At 46.6% G+C, this 13,105-nt stretch carries 7 protein-coding genes; 4 read left to right on the forward strand and 3 right to left on the reverse strand.

From position 1 onward, the window contains the following. Positions 1–29: 29 nt before the first annotated feature. From KTO58_RS20365 to KTO58_RS20380, 4 genes are all read left to right on the forward strand, one after another. Positions 30–2,387, forward strand: a complete 2,358-nt coding sequence (locus tag KTO58_RS20365) for a TonB-dependent receptor (RefSeq protein ID WP_198315175.1) — start codon at positions 30–32, stop codon at positions 2,385–2,387. A 210-nt stretch (positions 2,388–2,597) separates the two neighbouring features. Continuing rightward, on the forward strand, positions 2,598–3,872 hold the full coding sequence (locus tag KTO58_RS20370) for an epoxide hydrolase family protein (protein ID WP_095837615.1): 1,275 nt from the start codon (positions 2,598–2,600) through the stop codon (positions 3,870–3,872). A 68-nt stretch (positions 3,873–3,940) separates the two neighbouring features. Then, on the forward strand, positions 3,941–4,369 hold the full coding sequence (locus tag KTO58_RS20375; RefSeq protein ID WP_095837614.1) for an organic hydroperoxide resistance protein: 429 nt from the start codon (positions 3,941–3,943) through the stop codon (positions 4,367–4,369). 65 nt (positions 4,370–4,434) lie between these two features. Continuing rightward, on the forward strand, positions 4,435–5,484 hold the full coding sequence (locus KTO58_RS20380) for an alpha/beta fold hydrolase (protein WP_225859851.1): 1,050 nt from the start codon (positions 4,435–4,437) through the stop codon (positions 5,482–5,484). A gap of 136 nt (positions 5,485–5,620) precedes the next feature. Here KTO58_RS20380 and KTO58_RS20385 read toward each other — a convergent pair whose 3' ends face one another. From KTO58_RS20385 to KTO58_RS20395, 3 genes are read right to left on the reverse strand one after another with little or no spacing between them, the layout of a single operon-like run. Continuing rightward, positions 5,621–6,958 carry a RagB/SusD family nutrient uptake outer membrane protein gene (locus KTO58_RS20385; RefSeq protein ID WP_095837613.1) on the reverse strand — a complete coding sequence of 446 codons (1,338 nt, stop codon included), beginning with the start codon at positions 6,956–6,958 and terminating at the stop codon, positions 5,621–5,623. 11 nt (positions 6,959–6,969) lie between these two features. After that, the gene (locus KTO58_RS20390; RefSeq protein WP_095837612.1) at positions 6,970–10,338 is read right to left on the reverse strand and encodes a SusC/RagA family TonB-linked outer membrane protein; all 3,369 of its coding nucleotides are present in this window, start codon (positions 10,336–10,338) and stop codon (positions 6,970–6,972) included. 27 nt (positions 10,339–10,365) lie between these two features. Beyond that, positions 10,366–12,990, reverse strand: a complete 2,625-nt coding sequence (locus tag KTO58_RS20395; RefSeq protein ID WP_198315174.1) for a zinc-dependent metalloprotease — start codon at positions 12,988–12,990, stop codon at positions 10,366–10,368. Positions 12,991–13,105: the final 115 nt, after the last annotated feature.

The raw sequence follows: 13,105 nt of genomic DNA on the forward strand, positions 1-13,105 counted from the left end.
TGAGGTCCTTGCTGCTTTTTGCCTTACTTATGACAACAGGTCTTTCTTTCTCTTATGGTCAAACCAGCCTTAGCGGGAGGGTTATTGACCAGCAAACGCGACAGGGAATTGGTTATGTCAGTGTCGGATTATTGCATCTGGGAGATTCCAGTCTATTAAAGGGACAGGTCTCTGATAGTACGGGTACCTTCCAACTATCTGCTATACCTGCCGGCAATTATCTACTTCGCGTTATGTCATTGGGTTATAAGACATTATACCAAGAGGCAGTGATTGGTGCCCGGGGAGTACAGGATGTAGGGCCTCTTTTCCTGCTAACCGATGCCAGTTTGCTGAATGGGGTGACCATACAAGGAGAGCGCCCTACTTTAACGAGGATGGCAGACCGGTTGGTAGTGCAAGTGGCGGGGAATAAATTATTCGCTGCTGCGTCCAATACTTTTGATATTCTGCGGAAGGTACCCGGTTTGGAGGTATCCGGAGACGGTACGATCCAGATAAATGGACGTGTTGCTCCTGCAGTGTTTATTGACGGGAAGCCCTTGCCGATGAGTCCGGAGGAGCAGCAGGCATATTTGTCCAGTCTGACACCGGATATGATTGCATCGATAGCGGTGATCAATAATCCATCTTCCCGATATGACGGGGAATACAAAGGCATTATCGACATCCAGTTAAAGCGGGACATGACGCTGGGCTGGCAGGGTAATCTGCATATAAACAGCCAGCAAAATACCCATCATTATACTGAGAGTAACTTATTGCTGACTTATAAGACGGCCGCCATTACCTATACGGCCAGATTGGGATATGCTATGGGCGATAAGGTGTATCGTTATCATGCCTTGCAGCGGTTGTCCAATACCCATATTATGCGCACCAATACCCCCACCATCACGGCTCATCGGAACTATACCTATCAACTAGGCGCAGATTACCGCATCAATAAGGATCAGCGGTTGGAGATCAGTCTGCGCGGGTATCAACAAAACAGGCATATACGAGCTTTCAATACTTTGCGTACTACTAATGCTGCGGACAAGGAGTTGCTTTATTATTCGGCGGCTACTACGCTCTCCCATCCGCAACAAGACAACTATGCAGGTAATATTTTTTACAGCGGGCTCTTGGGCAACTATCAGCTGGAAGTGCTAGGGACGTATCTGCAGGTCAACAATCAGCAACAAGAGGATATTCAGAACGAGGATGTTATGAAAGGGCTACCGTTGAGTTATTGGAAAACGGATCTGCGTAATGATGTCCGGATCAGGACTTTGCAGACTGATATGAGTCGTCCGTTGGGTTCGGGAAAATTGGGGGCCGGAGCTAAATTTGTATTCAGTAACACCCGGAATGCGTTGCGTTACGATACGTTGAATAAAGACCTGTTCTTTACATTAGATAGTGGGCGTACTAATAACTTTCACTATAATGAATATATCAGTGCCGGTTATTTATCTTATGAAGGGAAATACCGGCGATGGGAATACGCGGGCAGTGTAAGGGCTGAGTATACACGTAGTATTGCGGATGCGCTCACTACTCAGCAACGTACGAACAGGTCGTATATAACCTGGTTGCCCGCTATCAATATTAACTATGAGCTGCATCCGTCGAGTCAGTTACAATTATCTTACAGTCGCCGGATCACCCGGCCGACCTTTGCGCAGCTTAACCCATTCCGTTTTTACAACAGTCCGTTGAATTATTGGGTTGGCAATCCGTACCTACAGCCCTCCGTCACTGAGATGTTGAGTATTTCTTATACCCAGCCTGTTTTTTCCATTACTGTTTCTGCCGGCAGGGAGCATGATCCGATGGCCCGTTATCCGGAGTATGACCCTGTTACACATGTATTGGAGTATCTGGGAACCAATTTACCCTACAATGATTTCGGGATTATTGAGTTTACCCTGCCCCTGACTGTTAGTCGGTGGTGGCGACTGCAACATACTATCAGGGGGTTGTATAAGAAGGAGCTTAATCCATATCACGGGACCAACTATGCTATTCCTATTACGGATCTTACGATTAACGGGAGCCAGATATTTACGCTTCCTTATAATATTACTGCTGATCTGACCTATAGTTATCGTTCGCAAAGCGGCAATAGTCTGTACAGGGCTATGCCGATCGGCAACGTAGATGTAGGATTACAACGCAGCTGGTTAAAGGGTCAGTTGAATACGAAGATCAACTACTACGACATTTTTGACACCTACAAGGTGCGGTATATTTTCCGAGAGAGGCAGATCATTGATAATACGCTGAATCATTGGTTTGGCAACCGTCGGTTGGCGGTAACGCTTAGTTATAACTTTGGTAAGTCCACTTATAAGGCTAAGCAGGCTGTCCGTAATGAAGAAGAAGGAAGAATCGGGCTGTAGCAACCCATCCCCTGTCGGAGACTATACCGGCAGGGGTATTAATCTAATTTACCCCTCTTATTTAGTGTAACCCTATCCTTCTCCCCCCTTGAAATGTCCGTTTCGGGGTTTACTTCGTCCACTCTCCCGGTTTAGTCATTGAACAGGCTGTTGATGCGGTCTACTTTTACACCGTATTCAACAAGTACGACAATCACTAAACCTTTAACAATGCAAAACACTAAAGCAATACTCACCAGTTTTTTTATCACGGCGACGTTAGCCATTCAGGTCTCCGCCAGTTATGCACAGCAAGGTCCGTATACGATACAGCAATCTGATGCATCTATCCGTCCGTTTCAGGTACATGTATCCAACACGGAGCTTGCAGATCTGAAACACCGTATTCAGTCTACCCGTTGGCCTGACCGGGAGACGGTCGGGGATCAATCACAAGGAGTGCAGTTATCCAAGCTACAAAATCTTGTCAGTTATTGGGGACGTGGATATGACTGGCGTAAAGCGGAAGCGAAACTGAATGCGTTACCTCAGTTCAAAACGACTATAGACGGGTTGGATATTCACTTCATTCATGTACGTTCCCGTCATAAGAATGCGCTTCCTATTATCATCACTCACGGTTGGCCTGGTTCTATCTTTGAGTTATTAAAGGTTATCGGGCCGCTTACTGATCCGACGGCGTATGGCGGTAAGGCGGAGGATGCCTTTGATGTGGTGATCCCTTCTATGCCAGGTTATGGGTTTTCTGATAAGCCGCAGGCGACAGGATGGAATCCTGACCATATAGGCCATGCATGGGCAGAGTTGATGCAGCGGTTAGGCTATAAAAAATATGTTGCGCAGGGAGGAGACTGGGGTTCTGTTGTCGCGGATGTGATGGCTATTCAAAAGCCTGCCGGACTATTGGGTATACACGTTAATATGCCTGCTACTATACCTGCTGACGTGGCTAAAGCGCTTAATAACGGCGATCCTGCACCTGCCGGGCTTTCTCCCAAGGAGCAGGCAGCATTCCATAAAATGGATCATTTCTACAAAAAGAACACGGCTTATGGTGCTATGATGGTGACGCGTCCTCAGACATTGGGGTATGGGCTGGAGGACTCTCCTGCAGGGTTGGCTGCGTTTTTCTATGACAAGTTTGCGGAATGGACCTATAGTGGCGGAGTGCCAGAAAAGGCATTAACGCAGGATGAGATGCTGGATGACATTACCCTTTACTGGCTCACTAAAACTGCTACATCAGGGGCGCGTCTTTACTGGGAGAACAATGCCAATAACTTTAATGCGGTGGATATCTCACTGCCTGCAGCCATCACTGTTTTTCCCGGTGAGATATACCAGGCGCCCCGTACCTGGGCAGAACGTAGTTATCATAACCTTATTTACTTCCATGAAGTAGATAAAGGAGGACACTTTGCCGCCTGGGAACAGCCACAGCTCTTTGCAGAAGAATTGAGAGCTGCTTTTAAAACACTCCGTTAAATCATTTACCCACTTATTTATCATTACTACTTCCGGCGATTGTCGGAAGCACTTAAAAAACTATCATCATGGAAAACAATAAGACAATAGCAGGAAAAGTATTGTATACCGCAAAAACGCATACCAGTGGTGGTCGCGAGGGAGCCTCTACAAGTTCTGACGGTCGTTTAGATATTAAATTATCTACTCCTGGTTCAACGGGTACAGGTACGAATCCGGAGCAATTATTTGCTGCAGGTTGGTCTGCCTGTTTTGAAGGAGCGATTGGATTAGCGGCAAAGCAACTGCAGATAGGTCTGCCCAGCGACCGGTCTATTGACGCTGAAGTGGACCTGTGTTTTAATGAAGGCGCCTATTACCTGCAGGCCCGTTTGAATGTCAGTCTGCCAGGTTTGGATCCGGCGGTGGCCAGAACGCTTGTAGATACGGCACATCAGACCTGTCCTTATTCCAAAGCGATACAAGGGAATGTGGATGTTGAGATCAACCTGATCTGACAAAGCCCGGGGCCGGGTTATCAGTAGCCCGGTCTCTTTTATCTTAAATGACAAAACTCTTTACAGTGCATACCAGTAATCAAAATCGCCGCAACTTCCTTCGTATAGCTGCCATGACCATTGCCGCCACACAGTTTAACCTGTTGCATGCATTAGGTAGCGTATCAAATATGCCAGAGGCAGCCACCACATCCCAGCAAGTGGGTTCAATATCCTTATCAGATTCATTAAAGCAGGTCCAGGCGGGCGTACTTAATGTGGGTTATGCGGAGGTGGGGCCATCCAAGGGGCCGGTAGTACTATTGTTGCATGGCTGGCCATATGACATTCACAGTTTTGATGAGGTGGCTCCTATACTAACGGCTGCCGGTTACAGGGTGATAGTGCCTTATTTGAGAGGTTATGGCACGACGCGATTTCTTTCTGATGAAACGTTACGTAATGGTCAGCAGTCGGCACTGGCACTTGATATCATTCATCTGATGGATGCTCTTAAGATAGATCAGGCTATTATCGGTGGTTTTGACTGGGGAGCCAGAACAGCGAATATCCTTGCTGCACTCTGGCCGGAGCGTTGTAAAGCGATGGTATCAGTGAGTGGTTACCTGATTGGTAACCGGGCAGCAGGTAACACACCGTTGCCTCCTTCCGCAGAGTTACAATGGTGGTACCAGTATTATTTTGCTACGGAGCGCGGGAGAGCTGGTTATGAGCAATACCGTTCGGATTTTGCCAGGTTGATCTGGCAGCTGGCATCTCCCAAATGGCAATTCGACGATGCTACATTTGAGCGCAGTGCCGCATCGTTTATGAACCCTGATCATGTGCGTATAGTAGTACATAATTATCGTTGGAGACTGGGATTGGCAGATGGGGAAACGCAGTATGATAAGTATGAAGCCCGGCTGGCGAAGGCGCCTGTCATTACGGTGCCCAGTATTACGCTGGAAGGAGATGCCAATGGCGCACCGCACCCACCGGATAATTCCTATGCCAAATACTTTTCCGGTAAGTATGCACACAAACTTATTACGGGCGGCATCGGGCATAATCTGCCACAGGAAGCGCCGAAAGCATTTGCAGATGCTATACTTGAAGCCGGCAGTTATACCTGATAACGGCATATATAACCACCACGACCAATCATACATTTATCGCTCCTGGTTTTGTGACCGGGGGCGATACTCTTTTAAACGGACACAGCCACCGACGGATATCGGTGGCTGTATTGTCTTTTTATAGTAGCTATTATTATTGCGCTAATAGCGGATTATTGGCAACGGCATCCAGTGGGATCCGGATCGTATACCGGGGATCGGCGGCCTGTAATGTTACCGTTTTACTTTTTATGGTATGAACGATCTGCGGTTGTGTTGTTCTTCTGAGATCAAACCAGCGGTGACCTTCGAAGGATAGTTCGCGGAATCTTTCGTCATAGATCTCGTTTAACAGCTCTTTGGCACCTAACGCAGCGATGCGTGTTACTTCAGCCTGGTAGTAAGCAGGTGTGAGCCTGTTTTTCTTCAGCTGATTCAGATAGTTTCTGGCCTGTTCGGGTTGATTCAGCTGCGCGGATGCTTCTGCTGCGATCAGGTATATTTCTGCCACGCGGAACGACTGCCTGTAGCTATTTGCCGCTGAGACTTTTGCTACGATATTATTATTCTTGCTATCCTTTTTATAGAACACTTTCAGACGCAGGTCTTCTGTGGGATTGTATAAGGCATATAATTTGTCTGATACAATAGCTGTCTGTATCGCTATGGCATTATAGTTCTGTTCTAATGCCTGGATAGTTTCTATGGAGTTATATAGTGTCGGCTGGTCCTGTGATTTATTGAAATCTATCAGTGTAGCTTTTTTCTCCAATACGGCTTTGGCAGCGTCCAGGGATTTGCTCCATTCGTGTGTATACAAATAGACACGAGCCGCCAGTGCCAATCCGGCTGTTTTTGTAAACCGGTAGGAAGAAGCTGTTTCGAACTGGTCTACATTTACCAATGACAAACCCGTTTCTATGTCTGTCCGCAGGCGATCATACACTTCTTTTACGGTGTTGCGCGGAGATACTTTTTCCAGGTCGATACTGGTAATCAGCGGTACGGCCTTATCACTTGCAGCCGTTGCTTCCGTATAGGGTTTACCATAGAGATTTACCAGGTTGAAATAGGTGTATGCGCGCAGCAGGTAACCTTCTCCCTGTAATTGGTTTTTCTCATCGGTAGTACCACCGTCGGCTTTATCTACTTCGGCGATGATATGGTTAGCATAAAATATCTGCTGGTATTTAGCCCGCCAATCGTAGGTATATATGTTAGTACCGTTGTTCTCTTCCCAAAAATAATTGGGTTGTAACAGGTTTACATCTCCTGTACGGGCATCATTCCCGATTTTGATTTCGTCGCCGCGATAGGAAGCCAATCCTTTATCGTATACGTTGGCTGCGTATGCGGTGGCCAGTTCTTTACGATAGTCATCGACAGTAGTAGGTACTACTTTACCTACGGGTACTATATCCAGGTATTTTTTGCAGGAAGCCAGGGAGGTTAATGCACCTATTATTCCTGCGGCATATATGATTTTACGCATGATTACATTTTTTAGAAGGTGGCGTTGAGACCGAAGGTGAACGTTTTAGGAATTGGCTGTGCGTAAATATTGCCCATTGTTTCCGGATCCATGAAGCCATCGTAGTGGCGGGAGAATACAAATGGGTTACGTGCTTCGGCTGTAATTCTGAGTCCTTTCAGGCGTATCCTGCTACATACTTCTTCTGATAAGCGATAGCCTAAGGTGATATTTCTTACCCTGATATATCCTCCATTTCTGATCCACAGGTTCAGAGAGGTGTACTGGTAGTATTTATCCTGCAGCCAGTGTCCCAGCAATTTCAATTCTTCGTTGGTACCAGGACCATCGCCAAATAAGGCGGGGTATTTACCATTGGGATTTGAAGGTGTCCAACGATCAAGGATCGCTTTGGGAGCGTTGGTGGCACGATCATAGAAGAAGGGATTGTAGGCGGGATCAACGCGTACTTTCTGACCCAGGTTGAATAATAATCCAATTGAGAGGTCGAATCTTTTGTAAGAGAAGCTGTTGTTAAATCCGCCCGTATATAATGGATCACTGGAGCCCATACTGCGAAGCAGATCGCGCTGTTGGGTGTTTGTCAGTTTGGAGTAAGGGAAGAGTCCTCCCAGGTCTGGATCGCCAGCGAAGTCGTCCTGTAGTTGCAGTAGTTCGGAGAGGCTTTCTACTTTACCATTGTAGTTCACCATGATCATACCGTTTTTATCTATTCCGGCATAGTCGATTCCCCAGATAGTACCTACGGGCTGGCCTTCTCTCGAGGGGAAATAGGAATTATCCTGCAGTGTTTCCCGTAGTACAGTGTTTTTGTTATAGGCGAAGTTGAAGTCGGTTGTCCAGCGGAAGTTTTTCCCTACTATGTTACGGGTAGTTAAGCTAACTTCCACACCACGGTTGCGCATTTCGGCCCAGTTAATGGCCATGCTTTGAAATCCTGTTTCCAGTGGCAGTGCGTATACGTTAATGAGGTCTTTACCATGGCGATCGTAATAATCAGCTGTGATGTTCACCCTATTATTTAACACGCCGATGTCGACACCGATGTTTTTGCTGATCGTTTTTTCCCAGCGCAGTTTTGCGTTGGGCGGGTTATCTACGCGGATGGTCTGTACGGGATCACCGGGGAGGATGTTGACATTATTGTAGATACCTACTACGAAGGGGGAGGTATTTTTATCTATGTTACCCTGTAGGCCGTAGGACGCTCTTACATTCAGGGTATTGATAAAGCGGATGTTTTTCATGAAAGGTTCTTCCATTACGCGCCACAATCCGCTTACTGACCACAATGGCAGGTATTTGTATTTAGGATCTACGCCAAACAGGTCAGATCCGTCGAAGCGGATACTAGCACCGAGTGTATAGCGGTTGTCGAAGGTATAGCTACCTGTTCCGAAAAATGACACGAAAGCATTCTCTGCGTAGTTAGTACGGTCTTTATAGAGTGCTTTGATATCATTATCGTTCTGGAATTTGATTGGAATAGTAGTCAGTGTTTTAGGATCGTATCCATATCCTGTGGTAGTGATATATTTATCTTTTACTCTTCTGAGTTCATTACCCACCATGACATTGAAATCATGTTTTCTATTCAGGGTAAAGTTGTATTCGGCCATGGTTTTCAGCGTGTACTGCTGGGTATTCCGACTGTTATTATTAATCACTCCACCACGGGGAATGATGGTTTTCTGGGTACCTGATGTGGGATCGAAACGCATGTTCTGATCGGCCAGCAGGCGTACGTAGTAAGTATTCTCCAGGGCGATCTGTTCGCCTGTGAGGATGTCTGACTGTACGCCTAATTGCGAGCTAATATGCAAGCGGGGGATCACTTCATAATCCAGTTTGAAGTTGGTATTGACAGACTGTGTTTTCAGGGTATTGCTGGTATTGTTACGTTCTTCCAGCAAGTTGAAATCTATGATATTTTTATCTCCTCCGATATTCTTATCATATACGTAATTGCCTTTTGCGTCCACTACTGGTGTGTAGGGATTAGCCAGGCGGGAATATTTAACCGGGCTGGTGTTGCCGCCCTGATTAGGATTGAAAGAGCTTTGGTTACGCTGGTTAGCAAAAATGCCCGCAGAGAACTTCAGTTTATCAGTGAGATCGTAATCTGTTTTCAGCGTGATATTGTAACGATTAGCGGCAGTCCCGATGGTAGCTCCTTTTTCGTCGTAATAACCACCGCTGAAATAATAAGTTGACCTGTCGCTGCCGCCGGACACGCTTACAGTATGTTCTTGTGTAAAGGCGCTACGGAAGATAAGGTCATTCCAGTTGGTGTTAATATTACGGAGGGCGTTGATCTCATTACGGGCATTTGCGTTAATGCTACCAAATCCGCCAGAGAGATCCTGAGGAGAAACGTTGTATTTCCGAAGTATGCGGGATACTTCTCCGTTGTTTGCGCCGAAGCTAAAGTCGGAAGTAAAAAGATCCAGTTCCAGGTTGACCTTCTGGTTGCTGTTCATGAGGTCCAGCTTACCGAGATCGGGCTTTTGCGTGAAGGTAAAGTTGTTACGATAAGTAACGGTTAGTTTTTCATTCCTTTTACCAGATTTTGTAGTAATTACTATCACACCATTTGCAGCGCGGGCGCCATAGATAGCGGTAGCAGCTGCATCTTTGAGGACGGTGATACTTTCAATATCTGAGGGATTGTAGCCGGCGATGGAGGTGGTGTAAAGCTGGTCGATCGCTTTTGCATCGTCGAGGGAGGGCAGGTTGGTACCTTCTACCGGTAGTCCATCGATTACCCAGAGCGGGTCTTGTGTACCTTGCAGGGAGGAAGTACCACGGATGCGGATCTTTGCGGCCTGTCCGGGAGCTCCTGACTGCGGCGTAACGGCGACACCGGAGAGTTGTCCCTGAAGCATTTGTTCTACGCTCATTACACCACCTACGTCTATCTTCTCCATGCTTACCTTATCAGTAGCTCCTGTTAATTTATTTCTTTTGATCGTCTGGTATCCGGTGAATACGAATTCGTTCAGGTTCTTTCCGGCAGCAGATAAGGCGATCTTGTAATGATTGCTTGCGGTAAGTGTCAGCAAGCGGGTTTCATAGCCCATAAAGCCTACTGTCAGTTGTTTTACGGACAAGGAATCCGGGAGTTTCAGGGAGAATTCTCCTTTTTCATCGGTGATAGCGCCGATGCTGATATTTTCTATTATATTTTCGGTACTTGTGGTAGTGCCGATGGTTTTACTGCTGGCGTATACAGATACGCCTGGAAGTGCTTTTCCGGAGACAGCGTCTACTACTTTCCCTTTTACAATACGCTGGCTGGATTGTGCTTCCAGCCGCCACGGAGAAAGACAGACTGCTATCAGCAGTATTATGGTCCTCACTAAAAGTTGACTTTTTCTCATGCTGTTTTGAGATAATTTTGATTGATATTATTTGATATTTAAGGCTTGTTGTATGCGAATGATCAGATCAGTGTAATGATCTGCGGTGGCTCTATCTGCTATGTTTTTACGAGTATTCAGTAATTGCAGTAAGCGACTTAATTCTCCTCTCTTCGCACTTACGGCATCGGAGACCCTGTTAATGGAGAAATAGTTCAGATTACGGGATGCCCGGGCAGCGCTATAGGTTGGTTGTAATGAAAAGTTGCAGAAGTCATCTACGCCGGTGAAAGCGATCTCCTGCTGTACCTTTTTTGTTTCCGGGCGTATGATTGATTTGTCGATGCTGACGATGAGAGCGTCAATAAATCCTTTCTGGCTATTCCTTTCAAAGATGTCCAGGGCTTGTCCGTTGATGGTCTTAGCGAATATTCCCTGGTGCATATCGCGCATCAGTTCTGATACGGTATATGCTGCGGCGCCGTTGGCTGCTTCATTTTCCAGCATGCGTGACAGGCGTTCGTCGCGCAGCAGGTCGTAGAAGAAATAGGACTGCAGGCTTTTGGAGTATACCAAGGCGCCATATTCCATGTTGCCGATGGGGCTTTCCTTGATAGGATAACTTTTTGTATAGATATCATTCTTAAACAGCCAGGCGGGCGTATTGAATACTTCTTCTATGAGGTATTTCACTGCTTCCTGTTGTTTCTTTTTAGGTACGTGCCGGTAGGTAGGCTGTTGCTGACCGAAGACAGTTGGGGTGACATAGATACCTCCTACGTTGGCCATTACATGATAGGCATATTGGTTCCATTGGCCGATAGCGCTGTTGAGCAGTTTACCAGCTTCATCGTAGGTACTGCCTTCTTCTTTGGTCCAGGTCAATATCTGTGGTACGATCCTTTTAAGGTTTTGCAGGCCGTAGCGGCTGGCCTTTACAGCATCATTCCCCAGGTCTTCGATCTGGCTTCTGGGGTCGATGGCATCTCTTACATCTTGCTGTTCGCCGAAGGCATACAGCGGGTCGTTTTCATGTGCTCTTAGCTGTTTGTTCAGTTCAGGCAGTTCTTGATGCGGTGATTTACCGGTATACCGGTATGCCCAACCGATGGCGAACTTATCGTAGATGCCGATAGCTGGTGTGATCTGTTTAACGTTATCTCCCGGCTGTGCGACGTAATTAAAGCGGGCATAGTCCATAATGGAAGGGGCGGTGCCACCCATTTTGGCGGTAAATGCCGGTGAGCGGAGAGAGTCTACCTCGAAAGCGAAGGAGCTACCCATATTGTGTTGCAATCCCAGTGTATGGCCAACTTCATGGCTGGATACAAAGCGGATGGCATGTCCCATCAGTGAATCGCTGAAGAGGTTGCCACGGGCGCGGGGATCTATTGCGCCTGTCTGGATACGTATCCAGGAATGCAGTGTACTCATTACGTTGTGCCACCAGATGATGTCGGCCTCCAGTATTTCTCCGGAACGGGGATCAATTACAGACGGGCCCATGGCATTGGCTTTAGCGGAGGCCGCATAGGTTACTACAGAATATCGTGCATCGTCGGCATCAAAGTCAGGATCGTTGGCCGGTGCATCTTTAGCGATAATAGCGTTTTTGAATCCGGCAGCTTCAAAAGCTTTTTGCCAATCTTCGATACCGGCTTTGATATATGGACGCCATTGTGCTGGTGTGCTGGCATCGATGTAATATATGATTGGTTTTTTAGGTTCTACCAGTTCTCCCTGCAGATAGCGTTGTCTATCTTCCGGTTTGGGTTCCAGGCGCCAGCGGGTCACCAGCTCTCTTTCTTCCAGTTTATGTTGGGCATCATTGAAGTACCACCTTTTGGTGGTAAAGAAGCCTACTCTCCTGTCAGCAAAACGTGGTGTCATGGGCTGTTCATCCAGCAATACCAGGTTGGTGGTTGTTTCCAGGGATACTTCCACACCTGTTATTTTTGCTGTCAGTTCTGATTTGGCGACCAGATTTTCCTGGAAGGATTTAATACCCCGGATGCGAGAAAGGTCTCTGATAGGAGCACCTGGTAATCCCAATGCATCAAAAACGTTATTAATGCTGTTATTAGAGCCATCAAAAAGTTTTGATACATTTACTACTACGGCGCTGCTGTCTTTACTGTATGCTTCTATCTTCAGCTGATCGATGAGGGAAGGGATAAAGTTATCTGCCACTGACCGGGCGATAGCATTGTTAGCAGGAACATCCAGGAAGGGGTTCTGTTTGCGCAGGAATAGTTTATTGAGCAGGGTATCCTGTTCTATTGATATGACCAGGTTGGCAAAGTTCATTCCTTTATTGACACCTGCATCGTTCAACTGTTCAGGTACCTTAGATATCTTATTAACTACCAGTAATTGTCTTCCTAACAGTTTAAGCGGTATCTCAAAAAAATAGTCTGTCTTAACGCGATGCACTTTGAACATGCCGTCCGTACTTACAGCATCGGCAGTGATCACGTCTTTGTATGGTTTCAGGCCTTTGGTATCAGCTTTCTTTTTGGTTGTCGTATCGCTTACTACGACGGTGACCTTTTTGCCAAATAGCCAACGTTTTTTGGCTTTAGACTGGGCTGTCGCATCAAAGGAGGTAAGACTTAGTACTGAAAAGCTCAGGCATGGGAATAGCCATAACAGTTTCCTGTAATTTCCGCGCATAGATATCATTGTTTACTTATACTCGATAATAATGAGGGGAACAGTCATCCGGCCATTAATGGTGCAAGTGTGGTGGAATACCACCAACAACGTTGCCCAGCGAGGGCCGGGCTAC

This window comes from Chitinophaga pendula (assembly GCF_020386615.1).
GTDB classification, from domain to species: Bacteria; Bacteroidota; Bacteroidia; order Chitinophagales; family Chitinophagaceae; genus Chitinophaga; species Chitinophaga pendula.